The organism is Pseudomonas sp. MWU13-2105 (genome assembly GCF_023242315.1).
Lineage (GTDB): Bacteria > Pseudomonadota > Gammaproteobacteria > Pseudomonadales > Pseudomonadaceae > Aquipseudomonas.
Map to the genome: position 1 here is coordinate 128,467 of NZ_JALLIY010000018.1, position 18,447 is coordinate 146,913.

Genomic DNA, 18,447 nt, shown 5'->3' on the forward strand with positions numbered 1-18,447 from the left:
CACGGTCGTGAATATTCAAGCTCCAGTTATCACCATTGACGGGCCGAGCGGTTCGGGCAAGGGCACGGTCGCCGGAATCCTGGCCAAGCGCCTGAACTGGTGCCTGCTGGATTCCGGCGCCCTGTATCGGTTGCTGGCGTTCGCCGCGCGCAACCATGGGGTCGACCTGACCAACGAGGAACTGCTCAAGGCCCTGGCCGCCCACCTGGACGTGCAGTTCCTCGGTGCAACCAGCGATCGCGCGGCGCGGATCATTCTCGAAGGCGATGACGTGACCGAGGATATCCGCAATGAGCAGGTCGGTGCCTGGGCTTCCCAGGTGGCGGCGTTGCCGGCGGTGCGCGAGGCTTTGTTGCAGCGCCAGCGGGCATTCCAGGAGCCTCCGGGGCTGGTGGCCGATGGCCGGGACATGGGCACGGTGGTGTTTCCCGATGCGCCACTGAAGATTTTCCTGACCGCAAGCCCCGAGGAGCGAGCGCGTCGTCGGTACTTGCAGTTGAAGGCCAAGGGCGATGATGTTAGTCTGTCGAGTCTGCTAGATGAGATACGTGCACGTGATGAGCGTGACACCCAGCGAGCGGTAGCCCCGCTCAAGCCGGCGGCTGACGCCATACAGCTGGATTCCACGGAATTGTCCATCGAGCAGGTGCTGGAACGCATCATGAGCGAGATCGCCATTCGCGATATCGCCGGGTGACCAAGAGGTGTGCGGGGGACCAGTCATAGTCCTGCATGGCCTCTTTCATATGAACGTAACCCACATCGTCTGGGGTGTGGCAGATGGGCGTATTCTTCGCCCTTATCAACAGGAATTAAAATGAGCGAAAGCTTTGCGGAACTCTTTGAAGAGAGCTTGAAGACCCTTAATCTTCAGGCTGGTTCGATCATCACCGGTGTTATCGTTGATATCGATTACCAAGCTCGTTGGGTCACTGTCCACGCCGGTCTGAAGTCTGAAGCCCTGATCCCGCTGGAACAGTTCTACAACGATGCTGGCGAGCTGAACATCAACGTCGGTGACGAAGTTCACGTGGCGCTGGATTCGGTTGAAGACGGCTTTGGTGAAACCAAGCTGTCCCGTGAAAAAGCCAAGCGCGCTGAATGCTGGATCGTTCTGGAAGCAGCCTTCGCAGCCGAGGAAGTGGTCAAGGGCGTTATCAACGGTAAGGTTAAAGGCGGCTTCACTGTCGACGTTAACGGCATCCGTGCGTTCCTGCCAGGTTCCCTGGTTGACGTCCGTCCAGTGCGCGACACCACGCACCTGGAAGGCAAAGAGCTCGAGTTCAAGGTCATCAAGCTCGACCAGAAGCGCAACAACGTTGTCGTTTCCCGTCGCAGCGTCCTGGAAGCCGAGAACTCCGCCGAGCGTGAAGCTCTGCTGGAATCCCTGCAGGAAGGTCAGCAAGTCAAAGGTATCGTCAAGAACCTCACCGATTACGGCGCATTCGTCGATCTGGGTGGCGTCGATGGCCTGCTGCACATCACCGACATGGCTTGGAAGCGTATCAAGCACCCATCGGAAATCGTCAACGTTGGCGACGAGATCGATGTCAAGGTTCTGAAGTACGATCGCGAGCGCAATCGTGTTTCCCTGGGCCTCAAGCAACTGGGCGAAGATCCATGGGTTGCTATCAAAGCCCGTTACCCAGAAAGCACTCGCGTCACCGCTCGTGTTACCAACCTGACCGACTACGGCTGCTTCGCTGAGCTGGAAGAAGGCGTTGAAGGCCTGGTACACGTTTCCGAAATGGACTGGACCAACAAGAACATCCACCCTTCGAAAGTCGTACAAGTCGGCGACGAAGTGGAAGTCATGGTTCTGGACATCGACGAAGAGCGTCGTCGTATCTCCCTGGGCATCAAGCAGTGCAAGTCGAACCCATGGGAAGACTTCTCTGGCCAGTTCAACAAGGGCGACAAGATCTCCGGCACCATCAAGTCGATCACCGATTTCGGTATCTTCATTGGTCTGGACGGCGGCATCGACGGTCTGGTTCACCTGTCCGACATCTCCTGGAACGAAGTGGGCGAAGAAGCCGTACGTCGTTTCAAGAAGGGCGACGAGCTGGACACCGTTATCCTGTCGGTTGACCCAGAGCGCGAGCGCATCTCCCTGGGTATCAAGCAACTGGAAAGCGATCCGTTCTCCGAGTACGTTCAAGAGAACGACAAAGGCGCTATCGTTAAAGGTATCGTGAAAGAAGTTGACGCCAAAGGCGCCATCATCGTTCTGGGTACCGATATCGAAGCGACTCTGAAAGCCTCCGAAATCAGCCGTGACCGCGTTGAAGACGCACGTAACGTTCTGAAAGAAGGCGAAGAAGTCGAAGCCAAGATCATCAGCGTTGACCGCAAGAGCCGCGTGATCCAGCTGTCGATCAAGTCGAAAGACGTTGAAGACGAAAAAGAAGCCATCCAGAGCCTGCGCGACAAGCCAGCTGCTTCGGATGCTCCAGTCGACACCACTCTCGGTGCTCTGCTGCGTGCACAGATGGAAAAACAGAACTAAGTTCTGTAAGACCATGAAAAAGGGTGACTTCGGTCGCCCTTTTTTGTGCCTGCGATTTGCTGTTCAAAATCTGAAACGAATTCGAGGTGCAACAGTCTCATCTATCGGTATAAAACGATTGTCGTCAGGAACGCTTGGTTTGTGCTCCATGGGTGGTTCAGGGGGCGCTTCAGTAAGGAAGGGAATGAGCAAGTTAACGGTTGTCCTCGCGTTGCTGCTGCTTGCGGGGTGTGTCACGCAGTCCAGGACTCATGCCCGACATGGTGTGAGTGGTATCGAGATCGACTGCTCGGGGCTTGGGTCGGATTGGGACAAGTGCTACAAGCGGGCGGCCCGCGAGTGCAAGGCTCAGGGCTATAAGGTCGTCACCAGGTCCAGTGATGCCAAGGACGAGGAGGGTGGATATCTTTTCGGCTGGAATCCGGCCGGCGCTGTCACTCGCACCATGCTGGTGATTTGTAATTAGGCAATCCTGTTCCTCGTTTCTTCTACGTGCAGATAAGTCAATAGATGGGCTGTTCAAAACCCTCCGCTCATGCTAAAACCTTCGAAGTGCTTTCCTAGCTGCTTGAAAAAGAAGGGAAAAATATGACGAAGTCGGAGCTGATCGAACGAATTGTCACCCATCAGGGGCTGCTTTCATCCAAGGATGTGGAGCTGGCCATCAAGACCATGCTTGAGCAAATGTCCCAGTGCCTGGCGACCGGCGACCGCATCGAGATCCGCGGGTTTGGCAGTTTTTCGCTGCATTATCGCGCTCCGCGAGTTGGGCGAAACCCCAAGACCGGGCAGTCGGTGAGTCTCGACGGGAAGTTCGTACCGCATTTCAAGCCGGGGAAGGAACTGAGGGATCGGGTGAATGAGGATGAGGATGAGGGCTGAGTCACAAGGGGACCAGTCCTACCGCGATCCGATCAACTGGCTGTTTGCTGTCAGCCGATTATCGATTTTTGTTGTTGCTCAAAAGTGCTGTCCAGCGTCCGCACGGACAAAAAACGACTCTTCGTCCTATCATCCTGAGCAAATTCGGCCGGCAGTTCTCCCCAGAACAGCAGATGCCAGAGCCGCCATAGCTGCATCCAAGCCTCGAAGTCGGCACCTTTGCGTGCTCGTCCGGTCTGTCTTTGCAACGCGCTTCCCAGGGACTGTGCATAGAGCCGGCAAGCGCGGCAATCGATGTTGGGCGTGCAGCATTTGACCTCTCCGGCGTCCTGCAGGTCCACATGAAAGTGCCGATAGTGGGGCGTGACACGGGCCGCGCAGTTGGTGGCGTTACCTGTGCCCGGATCGATATCGTACAACCCGTCCGGGTTATGCACCCATTGGTTGAAGTCATGGTTGTAGAGGATGGCATGGGGGTAATTCTCCATTGCCTCTGAAATCAATGCCTGTGAGCGCGCCAGCTCATCGGGGCCGAGTAGCAGGTTGTCGTCGCCCTGGCTGAAGCGAAAATAGTCTGTGCGGTCTGGTTGAGCCTCGTGCAGACGGTTCAGGTAGTCGGTTGTCGGGCTGTAATGATTGAAGCTCAGGCGTAAGCCTTTGTCGGCACAGAGCCTGGCTATTTCCGGAATATTGCTCAGGTTTTGCCGGGTGATGGTAAAGACGAAAATAGCCCTGGGATCGTTGCCGTAATTACGCACCTGTTTGGCAAAAATATCTGCGCCGCGCAGCTTGGCACTTTCCTCGGGAAGCCCCCACAACGAGATCTGCAACCGGTAATTCAGTTCCTGCGTCAGCTTTTTGGTGCCATTGGTGTAAATGACCCCGCGTGGGATGTGGCGAGCCATTACCACCAGCTTGCTTTCCACCAACGAAGGCTCAGCGCCGGCCACCTCCGCATAGTTGATGCCCCGCGCCGCCTCCTTTGCAAAAAAACGATCGATTTGCTCAAGGTCGGTGACCGGAACATGGCCTTCGTGGTCGGAGCCGGCGAAGAACAGGCAGCCCTCGCACACCAGGTTGCAGGTATTGGACAGGTCGTACTGGGAGGGGCGGATGGGTAGCACGTGCTTGCGTAAATAACTGAAAAAATCGTGAGGGCTCGCGCCTTCACGAACGACATTCTCGGTACCAACCATCTAAAAATCCCCGGGCGGCGTATTTTTATAAATAAGGCCTATGCTTCGCTTCCATGCAAGAAATTTACGTATCAGACAATGTGAAGCAGTCTATTCCATGGATTCGATATGGCAAATAGGCGATAGTGGCATCCTGCTTTTATTCTGGAAAAGATCGACGAAGTAACAGTGGCCGGTGCTCGGTTTATTGGCGTCAACCCCCCGATTTTAGAGACTGTATATGTTGTTTAACAGCCTGCCGTTTATGCTGCTTGCCTCTGTTGTACTTGTCATCACCCTCGTGCTTCACCGATTTGGCACTCAGCCTCCCAAGTATTTCCTGATTTTTGCGTCCTTGGGATTTTATGCATTGTGGAACCCGGCCGATATACCTGTGCTGCTAATTTCCCTTTGTGCGAACTGGGTGATAGGGGAAGGCCTGTCAAAGCTGCAAGGTCGCCAGCGAGCCGTGCTGCTGGGCATTGGTATCTGTGCGAATCTGCTGTGGCTGATCTGGTTCAAGATCGGTTCGAACGCGATGAGCTTGCTGAGCCTTGAATGGCAGAGTCTGCCGGTTCCTGCCGAGCGCCCACTGCCACTGGGGATTTCTTTTTTTACCTTTCAGCAAATAGCCTACCTGGTGTCGCTGTATCGCACGGGGAGCAAGGCCAAGGCGGTGGATTACACCTTTGTCATTTGTTTCTTCCCGCACCTTGTCGCTGGCCCTCTGGTTCGTCACCGGGACATGATTAAACAGCTCAATTGGCCTCGTACCTTTGCGTTGCGTTCAGCCAATGTGTTTGCGGGAAGTAGTCTGTTTATTATTGGTTTAAGCAAAAAAGTTTTGTTGGCCGATCCTTTGGGAGCCTATTCGCACCGTCTTTTTGGCCTTGCAGACAGCGGGCAGGCATTGGATATGCTCAACGCATGGATCGCTGCACTGGCGGGTTTCCTGAATTTCTATTTCGACTTTTCCGGTTATTCCGATATGGCGTGTGGATTGGCGTTGATCGTCGGCATTCGCCTTCCTTTGAATTTCTATTCGCCGCTGAAGGCGGTGAGCATGGATGAATTCTGGAATCGCTGGAATATCACGGTGACGCAGTTCATCCGCGAGCATGTATTTCGGCCTTTGGCGGGAAAGCGACTGGTGATCTGGCGGCATCTGGCAGCCTTGCCGCTGACGATGATCGTTGCTGGTTTCTGGCACGGTGCTACATTCAACTACCTGCTCTGGGGGGCATTGCACGGTGCCATCGTGACTTACCAGCATGCCCGTCGCCTGATATTCCGTACCCCACCGCCGCGCAACCTGCCGGCAGGGCGGCGGTTATTGAGTTGGGGGCAGACCCAACTGTTGTTGATCTGCCTGGGCTGTATTTTTCAGACGCGGACACTCGAGGGGGCATGGCAGGTACTGGTCGCCCTGTTCGGTTTTGGCGGTAGTGCCCAGGAAATTGTCCTGCCCTCAAGCTTTCACCCCACCTGGTTGAATGGCGGCGCGGTCCTTCTCGGGATGAGTCTGCCCGACAGCCTATCGGCGCTGCCGGGAACCATTGAGGCGTTGGGCCTGATCTGCCTGGCCTGGGCGATCTGCTTGTTTGCGCCCAACTCCATGCAGCTATTGGGGCGTTATCGGCCCATGCTCGATTCGACAAATTTGCTTCGCCAAGGCACGATCCCCAAGCTATCGGGCGTGCGGATAGCGGGTTTACCCTTGGTCACACCGGGCATTGGCTGGCTGCTCATACTCTCCTGTTTGTTGGCATTGACGTTGTTGCGCGTACTGTCCAATGCGCCAAGCCCATTCAACTATTATCATTACTGAAGTGATTACTCCTTTGGCGACACCTCTTTACATCCGCTTTCGACGTTCGGTTCTATGGCTCATTGCGATAGCGGCTCTTTTGGCGATTTTGGCTAATCTGTTCAGTGTGGAATTTGCCAAACTGCTTATTCAGCGGGGTTTTTGGCAGGAGAGTAAGGTCTGGAAGGGGTTATTGCTGGATACTCAGGAGTCGACGCCAGAAGTGGTGTTGGTAGGCTCCTCCAGGGTACAGAATCACTTCAATACCGAGTACTTCAGGCAAAACGGGCATCGCGTATTTAACCTGGGGGCGCCAGGTATTCTGCCCTGGGACTTTCCGTTTATGGTGGGACAGGCAGCCAAAGCCGCTGAAAAAACCGTGGTGATCAGTATTCCTGCCGAGATTCTACTCGGCGCGGTGGGTTGTCCGTTGCGATGGACCTTGACCGACATGGCATTCTATGCAAAACAAGCACCGACCTGTTTGCGGGGATTATCCCTTATTGAGTGGCTTGAGCCGTTACCGATCAATGCGTTTTTCAGCGAGACGTTTCCCGATGTACATTATGACCCCTGCAATGAAAATAACAGGCGTTCACCGCTAAGCGAACTTCAGGCTGCCCGAGGCCTGGGGCTTTGTGAGGATGCGCGGGGACTTATGCTGTTGCGCTACAGTCGGCGTTGGGTCGCGGTCTTCCGCAATGGTGATGGATTGATCATTCCTGATAACTATCCGCCGAGACAAGCGCAAGTCACTTGGCGTGATCAGCAAGAAGCGGATTTGCAACCCACGGTGCTGCGCTTTTTGAATGGTTTGGCCGATAGGGTCAGGGCGGAAAACAAGACACCGATTTTCGTTGTTGAGGCGGCCCCCCTGGAGCACCTGCGAATCCCGCATGGCATTATCGAGCGTGAGACGGGGGCTCGAACCTTGTATATGAATGAGCTCGGCTTTGCGGATGATGAAATCGCCGACCACGACCATGTCGGGATCAAGGGTAATGCTCGCTTGAGCAAACTCTTGTTCGAGCAGCTGTTTTGTACGACGAGCACTTCGTCAGAAAAGGGCTGCCCTTGACTCAGGGGCCTTGAAGAGGTTTTTCTACAACCTCAACCAGCGCCGGATATTTCTGAACGGCTGTGTCAGAAGCCAGGAGTTGCTGCTTAGAAGTTGTCCGTATTGATGGCGGACTTCATCATACCGCTGGTTCACTGCCGTCAGCGCCGCATCCCGTTCTGCCAACAGCCCCAGGGGGCTCGCCAATTGTTCGCGAAGTTGTTGCTCAAGCGAGGCAATGAGTTGTTTCTGTTGTGCGCTATATTCTGCGAGCGCCTGAAGTTTAATGTCGCGCTCGTTGATCGAGTGTTGGTACCGGGACGATGCATGTTGGCTGATACTTGCCAACAAGCCAGGGATGATATCGGGGTCTTCGATTCCTAGAATCGAATAAACTTCCGGCACGGGTAAGTCAATACAGCCCAGCTCTTGCCAGGATTGACTGTCCAGTACAACCAGGCGAGCACTTGACAAAGCATTACCGTCAATGTTGCGTGAGCGGCTCAGTCCGATATAAATCTTGCCATTTTGCACGCAAATGCCCCGGGTATAACCCTGCAGGAGCTTACTTCGCAAGAGTAAGCCGCTGCTGTCATACTCATGTAACTCTTTATTTTCGGAGTTGGCCAGTAACAAGTGCTCGCCTACGGCGCACAGGCTATGCGGTTGTGAGAGACCGTTGATAAGGCGTTCGCCGCTGTGCAGGTCCTGAACAAAACCTGCTTGGTCGGTATTGTCCTTGTATTGACGGGGCCCTGTGAAATCACCAAAGGCACTAAAGACCAGACGTTGATTCCACAGGGTCAGGCAGTTGAGGTGTTTCGCATCCTGCCCCCCGGCGAACGTCCAACGACGAACCTCTTCTGCATGTTCATCCAGTTGCAAAATTTCATTGCCGGTCGTGCCGACGGTATACAGATAGGGTTCTGCGAGCAGTACGTCATGAATATCATGAATGTGAGGGACATCGTATTGTTCAACGCGCTGGTCTTTATACAACACCAGCCCCTGGGGCTGTAAGCCTCTTAATAGAGTACTGCCGTTCAGGCTGATACCCGTGGTGTTGATCATGTCCAGATGGAATGCCTGGTCCCGATGAATAAATAAAAGCCCACCTCCGTTGGGCGAGGAAACCAGGAGATTATCAAATAAATAGGGCATGCGTTTCGGTACCTGCAAGCAAAAGTGACGAAAATGCAGTCATCGAGCACTTCTGGATTTCTAAAGTGATCGCGAACAACGCTGTTTACATGCACGTCCTTGTTCAGATAACGGTAGAGCTGATTAATACGAGCTGTCGATCAACGCAAGCAGTTGATCCACGCCGACCTCCAGGGCCATGTTTTGGGTGTCGATGCTCAGGTGAGGTTGCTCGGGGGCTTCATAAGGTGACGAAACTCCAGTGAAATTCAGCAGGCTGCCCGATCTGGCCTTGTTGTACATACCTTTCGGGTCGCGGGATTCGCAGACCCCCAATGAGGTACTGACGTGGACTTCGCGGAAGTGCTCGGCTCCGATGATCGTCCGCGCCAGTGCACGATCCTGGGTGAAAGGGGAAATAAAGGCTGCGATGACAATCAGTCCCGCATCATTCATCAATTTTGCCACTTCTGCTACGCGGCGGATATTTTCCGCGCGGTCCTCGGCACTGAAACCTAAATTGCTATTCAGCCCATGGCGAACATTATCGCCATCCAGTACGAAAGACAGTTGCCCCCTGTCCAGTAGACGCCGTTCCAACGCAAAGGCCAGGGTCGATTTCCCGGAGGCGCTCAAGCCGGTCAGCCAGAGGGTGATCGGCTTCTGCCCCAGCAACTGCTGACGGTCTTCCGCTGTCACCTGACTGGCGTGCCACATCACAAGTGGGGATTGGGCTTCGGTCATAAAGGGGCGGTCCGTTGAATACGTTATGAGGTTTTATATCGGCCAGGTAGCAAGATACTGCAATCAGTCAGCCACCTGAGACAGGCGGCTTCCCGCACGGGCATCGGCGAGCAGGCGGGTTGATGAAAAACGCGTGGCCCACAGATTTTCCTGGCGAAACGCCTGGATTCTTGAAACGTCGCAGCGATAGTCCAGGGCCAGCAGGCTCGTCTGGCGCAAGTCGCTATTTTCATCGATCAACCATACGGCCGTCTCTTTATTGCGCAATGCCATTTCACCGAAATGGGTGGAGATCACCGGTAGGCCAAGCGAGCGGTACTCGTAGTATTTGATCGGATCGACGGAGTCTGTCAGACGACTGATCTTGAATGGGATCAGGCCAACCGAGAACGTCGCCATGGCGGCAATGGCCTCGGCATGGGGGCATTCAGGTAATAATTCGATATTTCCTGGTAGTGGACCAGGAGGGGGGGTAAATATGGGGCCAATCAGTTGAATCCGGTTTTCAGGGTTGGCGTGTGCCAGTGCGATGGTCAAGTCCCAGTCGAACCAGCTGCCAATCGTTCCCACATAACCCAGTAATTGTTGTTTGCTATCTAGCACCAGCGATTCGATGGGGGCCAGACCCTGTATGTCACACGCATTCAGTGCCAATTCCACCTTGTCGGCCAAGGCGCCCAGTGTTTTACCGATGGCGGTGGAGGAAACCAGGATTTTCGATACCCGTTCAACAAGCAATCGCTCGCGAGCGGCCATTGAGCGCCGAGACAGTCCTTGATAAAAGGCCGGGAAATCATCCATGGCATCGTAAACCGCATAGCTTTCGGGCAAGCACTCAAGTAGTTGCAGCGCTAGTGCCGAAGGTTTTCCGACGCAAATCATGCAGGAGTCTTCCGCGGCGAAGGTCATGGCTTTCTTGATGACCTTACGCCAGAGCAGCGTTTGAAGCAGTCCGGAACCCGGAATAGGCTCGATGGGCAAGACCTTGGGCTTGACGACCTTTAGCCAATGGGGTGACACCGCCTCTTTTTGGTTTGGAACAGTGGGGCTGCGCCTGAAGTCGGAATGTCTTGGCAGTCTCGTCGGATAGGGGTCGATCCACAGCACTTGCGCCTGTGTTTGCTCGTGATACCACGCTACGAAATGATGCGAGCGCTGGCTGAAACTGGCCCAGGGGACAGGGGAAAGATAGATCATGCGCATGTTTGAAAATGCCGTACCAAAACCTCGACGATGCGCCCGGCGGCCAAGCCATCCCCATAAGGAGAAACGCCCCGCGCCATGGCTTTATAGGCCGCGGGATCGTCAAGCAATAGCTGAGCCTGAACGATGATGTTGTCCTGATCGGCACCGACCAGTTTTACCACCCCGAGCTCGACGGCTTCGGGGCGCTCGGTTTCCTCCCGTAGTACCAGTACCGGTTTGCCGAGGGCCGGAGCTTCCTCCTGGACTCCACCGGAGTCACTGATGATCAAATAGGCGCGTTTCATCGCCGCGACGAACTGTGCATAGTCCAGGGGCTCGCAAAGAATAATGTTGGGCGTCCGGCCCAGTATTTCGTGAGCGACATCCTTGACGTTGGGGTTGGGGTGCACAGGGTAGAGTATTTGAACATCGGCGTTTCTTTCAGCGATCGTCTTGAGTGCCTGGCATATCGAGCGGAAGGGCTTGCCGAAGTTTTCGCGACGGTGGCAGGTCACCAGTACCAGGCGCCTGCTCTCATCCAGGTCCATATCAAGGGCAAGCGGCTTGGCTGCTGCCATCAATAGGGCGTCGATGACGGTATTTCCAGTCATGGTGATCGCTGTCGTGGCAACGCCTTCGTTTGACAGGTTATCCATGGCGCCTGGAGTAGGAGCAAAATGCCAGCTTGCCAGTTTGCCGACTATGACCCGGTTCGCTTCCTCGGGGAACGGGTTGTACATGTCGGCGGTGCGCAATCCGGCCTCAATATGTCCAAATGGAATGCGTTGGTAGAAGCAGGCCAGCGCGGCGCCCATGACCGTCGTGGTATCGCCTTGGACCAGTACGACATCTGGCTTTTCGGCAAGCAGTACCTCATCGAGCCCTTCCAGCAGGCGTGCGGTCAATGTCGCCAAGGACTGGTTGGGACACATGATGTCCAGATCCAGATCCGGGGTAATCTCAAAAAAGTCGAGGACCTGGTCCAGCAGGTGGCGATGCTGGGCGGTGGCGAGGATTCGGCAGTTGATGCTGGCTTCCGCTTGCAATGCTTTGATGACTGGAGCCATTTTAATGGCCTCAGGACGTGTACCGATAATGCAGAGCACCTTCTGGGTCATTCCTATATCGATCCTGTTATCTGCGTGGCGAGTGGCTGGTGCGCGTTCGGTACGCTCCGAGGTATTGGGCCGGGGCCTCTGTCATGGCGACATCCATAAATACCAAAAAGCTCTGCGCCGCGCCCGCCCTGCCGATAGTGTTGGACCTCGGCCCTGACCATCTCCGCGATGAGTTGCCGATCCGCGGGAGCGTCGATGTTGAAGTTGTTGCTGTAGGCCAGATCAATCATTCGCCAGAGGAAGCAGTTTCGACGATAGACCTGTATTGGCATAAGCCAGCAATCGAGCAGAGAGAGGATTTCTTCACTCCGTATACCCTCGAAGCAGCCGACTGAGTGGTCATTGTCCGGGATGGCGTCGTCGGTCAGCTGGCTACCGGAGTTCAGCCGGTAACGCGGGGGAAGAGAGGAAAACATGGCGTTAGCCGCGATGGCGGCGTCCGGCCACAGGCGATTCCCGTTGCGCCCGACAGCTTCGCCAATGCTCCAGAATTCGCCATCAGTATCCAGGCTGCCGGAAATGAAGTGCATGACCTTTTCCAGTTCTACCAGGTGATGCAGGGCGGAGACACAGATGATGACGTCCCATTTCTCACCAGTGATACCAAGATTGTTGGCGTCGGCGACTATCAGGTCCAGGGACGTCTGCGCCGGGAACTGTTTGCTGGCCATGTGTAACAAGTCTTCGTTGATGTCCAGTAGTGACCACTCGACCCCGCTAGGGACAGCGGCGGCGAAGCCTGCTTCGATGCGTGCCGCTCCGCTGCAAATAGAAAGAACTTTTACTTTTCCCCGAGTGTTGACCATTTGTTGAAGCCGCTTCTTATAATCGGGCGGGGTATCTTTGATAGCACTGCCCAAGAGCCTCATGGCATAACGATATGTGTCTTCGCCGGCGTTGGGCTCCAAGTCTGGAATGTTGATTTCAGCTGTGTAGTTTTGCTGAATGGCGGTCGGCCGCAGATGACGAACACTTCGTTTAATGCCTTGTGCAGCCAGGCTTTGCTGGTCTTGAACTTTTGCATAAAAATCGTTGCGATAGGCTGCACTGAAATGGGCGATTTCGTTCTTTATACGTATCGCCTGGTGCGTCCTTGCCAGCAGTACCTTCAAGTCTGTTGCTCTGGCGATACAAAGATCGGCTACTGCCAGCCAATCGGCTGTCGGATCGCCCGCCGAGCCGGGGCCGCACTCAATAATGAATTTACCCGCTTTATCGGCTAACCAGGCGATGTCCAACTCCATGACACGCCAGGTCGCTGGCGTATTGCCGGGCAATAGTTCAAACATGCCGACGGTGAATTTGACGTTATTTTGACCATCCAGGAAACTAATCGTGCAGGTCAGTCCGTCCGTACTGATTTCAGGGAGCGCGGGGGCAAGGCGGATGTAAATTCTGGAATCCGGGAAGAGGCAAATCTGCTCGGTTTCAAGGCGTTCCCCAGCTGTCAGGACCACTGAATACCTGGCTTCTCTCAGGTGGCTCGGGTACCTCCACCGCGGAGGATTGATTTTGTTGCCGATTGAATAAGCAGCGAACCGGCTCTGTTCATCAAGCAGGAAAAAATCAGGCGTTGAAAGCGCTTCGGTTTTTTGACGAACCATAGGGAGTGACGATTGTCTTCTTAGCCCGCGGTGAATAACGCGTATTATCCTGTTTAGCATTCGTCGTCCTTTATGTTGACGGCATCTTCGCTGCTTTCGTCATGCTGGTGTGATTTGTCCAGCGTTTCTGCGCTAAAGCTCTAATAGAGCTTTACATCAATTTAGTACTGTTCTAAAGCCAGCTTTCGCCCAATTCGATCGGCGTTAGCCATAATGGTCAGTGTGTGTGATTTTTCTGTGATTTTGGGTAGGCAAGAACCATCTATCAAGTGCACTCCGGGAAGGCCGGCCACTTCCCCTAATATATCTGTTTGCCCCACTTGAGGTGTGGAGTGCATCGGGAATGTTCCTGCATAGTGGATATCGGCTCCGGGTTTTCCAATGCTGAAACTCATTGGCATCAACAGGGCGCCCATTTTAAAATAATATTTGCGTAGCTTTTTCTGGGCTATTTTCATGATTGTAGCGGTCTCTTCTCGCTCTTTTCCCTTGACCAATAAGGCACCATTGTCCCCCAGCGCTACCGTATTTTCAGATAGCTGGCCGGGCAAGAACAGGTTGCCTACGAGGCAAGAGCTGAGCAGATTTTTCAACAGTTCAATGCTGTAGCGTTTGCTCATGGGCAGTCGGCTGGCAAACTCGGAGACGGGAAGGCCTGTCGTGCTGAATGTCGAGCCAAAAGCAGTGACACCGGGTACAAGATCGAGCGCGAACGATAGTTGACCCAGGCCAAATGTCGAGACTCTGGGCGTTCCGAGCATTTTGGGCAGCCAAAGGAGAAAGGCTGCAGTGGGGGAGGAGAGCAGCGGTAGAGGTGATGTGTGTCCAAGCCGCTTGAGCGTTAACCGCGTAGACGCCAGTGTGCCTGCCGCCAGTAGCAAGCGTCGCCCCGAAAATTCTTGGGTGGTGTGTTTATCCGTGACTGTCCATAAATCGTCACTTTTGAAGAAATCATGCACAAGCATTCCCTGTATGTGTTGAAAACCAGGGTATTGCTTGAGCTTTGCAAGTTCCTGGGAGGCGCTGTAGAGGGATTGGTTGTGACAGCCCCACAGACAGTTGCCCAGTGAGTCGCAGGCTTTTCGCCCATCCAGGTCCTTGCTTAAAACGGCCACCCTTGAGCGGCCAAGACGAAAGCCTGACTTTGGCAGGCGTGCCTGGAGCTTGCTGTAGTTCTGATAGAGCCGTTGATGGAGTTTGTCCAAGGGCAGGGCTGGCTGTGACCACTCGTCAAGGCCAAAGTAATCAGAAAGATCATCGTCGGCATTACCACTGATGCCCATCCGCCGAGAGACCGTTTCATAGGATTTTTCCATTTCTTCGTATGGAATGGGCAGACCGGAGAACTCGCTGGCAGAAAGACGTGCAACTCCGCATCCCCACGCGTTGCTCAGGCCGCCGGTGGCCAGTGAACCGACTACGATGAAATCCTCTGAGCGGATAAGGTTGGCCGTGTCGTAGTTTTCGAATACATAGGCGTGGGTTGGTGTTCTCAGCTTGGGTGAAACAGCCTCCAGTTTTTCAAGCGCATGAAAACGTTCGCCAATCATCCATTTCCACTGCTGCTCATTGCTTTCTCTATTGAGAATATATGGGCTATCCGGGGCCGCGGGTGAGTCAGCTGCACACTGGGCGTCCACCATGAGCACTCTCAACCCGGATTGGACGAGTGGGTAGGCGGCCGAGGTTCCCGCTGGGCCGCTGCCTACGATAATGACGTCGAATTTATGTTTCACGCCTGCTCTCGCTTCCCATAAATAGTTGACGGGCAAAGGGTTTACAGAGTATCGCGAACAAGCGCCAGACGAGCTCCTTGAAAGCCGTTATTGCCAGTGCGGACAGTGCCCTCAGGGCGCCACCCTGTTGCTGGGGATCTAAAAACACTCGCGCGCCTTGTGGGCTGGCCTCGGCAATCTGGATTGCAAATTGCAGGCGCAGCGCAAGTTCCTGGTTTTGTGGGTGTCGAAGGCTGGCAGGGTTGTCCAGCAGGCCCAGCAGTATCGGCCAACGTGCTATCAAGCTTGAACAAAACAGGCTTTCACGCTTGCCTGCGCGTTCTAATGCATAGACATAACGTCGCACCAGGCTGGGCTTCGGGGCCGTCTTGAGCAGGTAGTTCAAGAGAGTCGCCCCCTCTCGAAGTAGATGCCTGCGTTTATTCTGACCCCCACGATACATGCCTTGTGCCAAGGGACGGAGCACAAGATGGATTCGTCGCAATGACTCTTCACACTGCAGAGGGGGGAGCTTGATCAGCGAGAGTACTCGTACAAGCCCGAATCTCTCGCTCAGGGAGCGGCCGAGTAACCATCCCAGTAGCTTGATGGGGCCGCTCGGCAGGGGTAGGGGCAGGCGAAACCTGTTGAGTCTGTCAGCGGCAATCGACTTGAGAAAACGCGTAAACGGTATCGGCTGTATTGCTCCCAGGCTGATGATTTCTCCCTGGATATCATCTCGGTTGACAATATTCAGTATGGCGCTGGTCAAGTCTTCGATGTGAATCGGTTGTACCCAGGCCGTTGGCAAGAACACCGGGATGACCGGTACGCGTCTGACCACGGTCACCAACATACCGAATAATCCTCGTTCGGGGCCGCCATAAACCTGCCCCGGCCTGATGACGATCCCCGCGCACTTCAATACTTCTTGTTCGATATGCCATTTTATCTGGCCATAGGCGCTGGGGGCTGTCGGACTTGCCGTCTGGCTTGAGATGAAGATAAATTTCGCATTTGCCTTGAGCGTCTTTTCGAGCAGACTTCTGGCCGCTTCTATTTCGTACTCAAGGGACGAATCGGTACTCTTCGAGGTGTCCGCCGCCAGGTGGATGACTGCGCCGACATCGGCTGGGACATCGGGTGCAGGGCGGTGCAGGTCATATGCAAACCACGTGTATTCGGGTGGGCATGGTGCTCGTGTAGCGCAGATGATCTGGCTTCCCTCACGCCTTGCCTGGGCCACCAGTTCCCGGCCGATATAGCCTGTTGCCCCGGTAATCAGAAGCTTCACGCTCATGACTCTCCAGTCCTGTTGGGGCTGGAGCGATCAGCCGCTCCAAGGTGAAAGACAAATAGCTTGCTTATCCAGTAGGTCAACATCACGCAAAGGATGTCCGAGATGAATTTGACCAGCGTTGGATGATTGAGGAAATGCAAGCCAATTGTAAATATAGCTGATGAGAATGGGATATTGATGGCCAGTAGGGAGAAGTAGCGCAGCGCTTGAGTTTTTTTACTACCTTGTGTCGATTCGAAGGTGAAGTGGCGGTGTAGAAAAAAAGCAAAAATGCCGGCAATCACCTTTCCAGCGATATTCATGAGTACCAGTTTATCCTTGAATATAAAGGCCAGAAAAATAAAGGCCCCCATGTCCAGCGCGTAGGCAAAAACCTGGATGATGATATAGCGGAGAAAGGTCAAGGTTTTTTCCTGATGACGATGATGTGGTGTAGCGCGAAAAGATGGCGTGCTGGGTAAAGTAGCTTTTCAATGAGTTTAAGTGCAGGCGTCAGCGCATCGGGGAGTAATTGCCTGAAGTTCAGGCCGCCGGATGTCAGGTAGCGAATATAGTTATTACATACCTCCATGTGCGCAATCTCAAGTCCAGGATTCTTGCGCTCGAACTCTTCCCTGTCTCGTACGAAAACAATATAGCTAAGTGCCTGATTCGCACCGTTCATGGGACCGCTGGCTGGCGTTTCCCAAGAGTTATAATGCGGATCGAAGCCTTCAGATTTGAAAAGCCTTTTATAAAGAAATCTGGAACATGGGCCGTAGAATGGCTCGATCAAAATGGCGCCGCCACCCGGCTTGAGCGTACGATTGAGTTCGGCGAAGAAAAGATCGGGATGGGGGAAGTGATGAAAGCAATTTTGTCCATAAAAGACCCGGATGCAGTGGTCTTCGATGTCCATCGCTTCTGCATTTAGCACTCTATCCAAATAGGGCGAAAAAACGATATCTGTTGCCAGAACCCCCGGGTAGGACTCTCGCATGGGGGCAATCCCCGCACCGATTTCGATTTCCAGTCCCTCAGGGTAAAGGTAGCGTTCTGCCAGCCGTTTGCAGCTGTGATGGAAGTCGCTAAATACTTCTCGCAGCATGGGTTTCTGCTGCAACACTTTTTGATGCAGATCCAGGCGCTCAGCAGCATCGACATCCAGCTTTTTCAAGGTGGGATCGGTCAGAAAATTTCTGATAATGCTCACTTGTTCTGGCCGTCCGTCGATTGTGCTCTACGCCGCTTGAGGTGCCTCGGTCGGCTCGGCACCGCCGCAATATCGTAACCGAGGAACGCCATGATCAATTGTATACCGGTGAGTACCGGAAGGGCGCTCAGCATGACCGTGCCCGCCGATGTCGGAAGGCCATTGGACAGCGATTGTAGCCAGTGATTTCCGCCGAACAGGATACCAAACGATAGCAAGAGGATACCCACCGGAAGTTCTATTGATGCCAACGACATATTTCGCAGGTAATAGTTATAAAAAATTCGCTTTGCGAAATTTCGCGCATGTTTGAACAGGAATTCTCCGATGATCTCGGATATTTTAAGATTGCTGACCTCAGCCCCATACTTTGCTTCCATGGGTATATCAATCGCCACGGCGCGCAACGTGTTCAAACGGAAAAGAATGTCTGTTTCAAAAAAATAACGCTGGCTGATTCTGTCGAGGGGTAATAGCTTGGCCACGTCACGATGAATGGCGGTGTAGCCGTTGGTGGGGTCGAACAGGTCCCAATAGCCGGTGGACAGTTTGGCTATCAAGGAAAGTACCGCATTACCAAAGAGGCGCATCTTGGGCATGGATTGTACTTGTTCCAGATCGAAGAACCGATTGCCTTTTGTATAGTCGGCCTCTCCCGCCAGGATCGGGTCAATGAATAGTGGGATCAAACATGGGTCCATCTGGCCGTCGCCGTCGACCTTTACAATGATACTTGCGCCATCGCTAATGGCCGCTGCATAGCCGGTCATTACCGCGCCGCCAACACCTTTGTTGGCGTCATGAGTCAAGACGTGGACACGGGGATCGCAGGCGTGCATTTTCACATGGGCGCCGGACCCCTCCGGACAGGCATCATCCACGACATAGATACGCCATATATCGGGGCCTATGCCCTGAATGACCTCCAGTATATGAGCGACCACCTTGAAGCAAGGAATAACGACCGCCACACGTTCTTCGTCACTGAAAAAATCTATTTTTGGGTTCGTCGGGGTCAT

General features: G+C 54.1%; 17 protein-coding genes. 6 read left to right on the forward strand and 11 right to left on the reverse strand.

Annotation, left to right across the window (positions count from 1 at the left end; translation table 11 throughout):
* Nucleotides 1-7 precede the first annotated feature (7 nt).
* From cmk to ihfB, 4 genes are all read left to right on the forward strand, one after another.
* A complete protein-coding gene (gene cmk, locus M5B96_RS24760) occupies nt 8-697 on the forward strand; it encodes a (d)CMP kinase (RefSeq protein ID WP_248799611.1) in 690 nt (229 codons plus the stop codon).
* A 120-nt stretch (nt 698-817) separates the two neighbouring features.
* Complete coding sequence (gene rpsA, locus M5B96_RS24765; RefSeq protein ID WP_248799612.1) at nt 818-2,509, forward strand: 30S ribosomal protein S1; 1,692 nt, start codon at nt 818-820, stop codon at nt 2,507-2,509.
* Between the two features lie 184 nt (nt 2,510-2,693).
* On the forward strand, nt 2,694-2,975 hold the full coding sequence (locus M5B96_RS24770) for a hypothetical protein (RefSeq protein WP_248799613.1): 282 nt from the start codon (nt 2,694-2,696) through the stop codon (nt 2,973-2,975).
* Nucleotides 2,976-3,097: 122 nt separating this feature from the next.
* A complete protein-coding gene (gene ihfB / locus M5B96_RS24775; protein WP_248799614.1) occupies nt 3,098-3,391 on the forward strand; it encodes an integration host factor subunit beta in 294 nt (97 codons plus the stop codon).
* A 50-nt stretch (nt 3,392-3,441) separates the two neighbouring features.
* Here the strand turns inward: ihfB and M5B96_RS24780 are convergent, their stop codons facing one another.
* Entirely contained in the window at nt 3,442-4,587 is a 1,146-nt protein-coding gene (locus M5B96_RS24780; RefSeq protein WP_248799615.1) for a hypothetical protein, read from the reverse strand.
* 220 nt (nt 4,588-4,807) lie between these two features.
* Between M5B96_RS24780 and M5B96_RS24785 the strand changes: the two genes are divergently transcribed.
* Nucleotides 4,808-6,394 carry an MBOAT family O-acyltransferase gene (locus M5B96_RS24785; protein ID WP_248799616.1) on the forward strand — a complete coding sequence of 529 codons (1,587 nt, stop codon included), beginning with the start codon at nt 4,808-4,810 and terminating at the stop codon, nt 6,392-6,394.
* Nucleotides 6,360-7,451 carry a hypothetical protein gene (locus M5B96_RS24790; protein WP_248799617.1) on the forward strand — a complete coding sequence of 364 codons (1,092 nt, stop codon included), beginning with the start codon at nt 6,360-6,362 and terminating at the stop codon, nt 7,449-7,451. Before M5B96_RS24785 ends, M5B96_RS24790 begins: the two co-directional genes overlap by 35 nt.
* Before the next feature lie 24 nt (nt 7,452-7,475).
* Here M5B96_RS24790 and M5B96_RS24795 read toward each other — a convergent pair whose 3' ends face one another.
* The 10 genes from M5B96_RS24795 to M5B96_RS24840 form a co-directional block, all read right to left on the reverse strand.
* Nucleotides 7,476-8,591, reverse strand: a complete 1,116-nt coding sequence (locus tag M5B96_RS24795; RefSeq protein WP_248799618.1) for a DUF4915 domain-containing protein — start codon at nt 8,589-8,591, stop codon at nt 7,476-7,478.
* Between the two features lie 123 nt (nt 8,592-8,714).
* Nucleotides 8,715-9,287, reverse strand: coding sequence for an adenylyl-sulfate kinase (gene cysC, locus M5B96_RS24800; RefSeq protein ID WP_412548648.1), 573 nt, complete (start codon nt 9,285-9,287; stop codon nt 8,715-8,717).
* 90 nt (nt 9,288-9,377) lie between these two features.
* Nucleotides 9,378-10,517, reverse strand: a complete 1,140-nt coding sequence (locus M5B96_RS24805) for a glycosyl transferase (RefSeq protein WP_248799620.1) — start codon at nt 10,515-10,517, stop codon at nt 9,378-9,380.
* Nucleotides 10,508-11,617 carry a non-hydrolyzing UDP-N-acetylglucosamine 2-epimerase gene (wecB, locus tag M5B96_RS24810; RefSeq protein ID WP_248799621.1) on the reverse strand — a complete coding sequence of 370 codons (1,110 nt, stop codon included), beginning with the start codon at nt 11,615-11,617 and terminating at the stop codon, nt 10,508-10,510. The genes M5B96_RS24805 and wecB overlap by 10 nt, the downstream gene beginning before the upstream one ends.
* Before the next feature lie 2 nt (nt 11,618-11,619).
* Nucleotides 11,620-13,221, reverse strand: coding sequence for a class I SAM-dependent methyltransferase (locus M5B96_RS24815; RefSeq protein ID WP_248799622.1), 1,602 nt, complete (start codon nt 13,219-13,221; stop codon nt 11,620-11,622).
* 161 nt (nt 13,222-13,382) lie between these two features.
* Nucleotides 13,383-14,957, reverse strand: coding sequence for an FAD-dependent oxidoreductase (locus tag M5B96_RS24820; RefSeq protein WP_248799623.1), 1,575 nt, complete (start codon nt 14,955-14,957; stop codon nt 13,383-13,385).
* Nucleotides 14,947-16,236, reverse strand: a complete 1,290-nt coding sequence (locus M5B96_RS24825) for an NAD-dependent epimerase/dehydratase family protein (RefSeq protein WP_248799624.1) — start codon at nt 16,234-16,236, stop codon at nt 14,947-14,949. Before M5B96_RS24825 ends, M5B96_RS24820 begins: the two co-directional genes overlap by 11 nt.
* Nucleotides 16,233-16,640, reverse strand: coding sequence for a GtrA family protein (locus M5B96_RS24830; RefSeq protein WP_248799625.1), 408 nt, complete (start codon nt 16,638-16,640; stop codon nt 16,233-16,235). The genes M5B96_RS24825 and M5B96_RS24830 overlap by 4 nt, the downstream gene beginning before the upstream one ends.
* Entirely contained in the window at nt 16,637-17,428 is a 792-nt protein-coding gene (locus M5B96_RS24835; RefSeq protein ID WP_248799626.1) for a class I SAM-dependent methyltransferase, read from the reverse strand. Before M5B96_RS24835 ends, M5B96_RS24830 begins: the two co-directional genes overlap by 4 nt.
* Nucleotides 17,425-18,447 carry a glycosyltransferase family 2 protein gene (locus M5B96_RS24840; protein ID WP_248799627.1) on the reverse strand — a complete coding sequence of 341 codons (1,023 nt, stop codon included), beginning with the start codon at nt 18,445-18,447 and terminating at the stop codon, nt 17,425-17,427. Before M5B96_RS24840 ends, M5B96_RS24835 begins: the two co-directional genes overlap by 4 nt.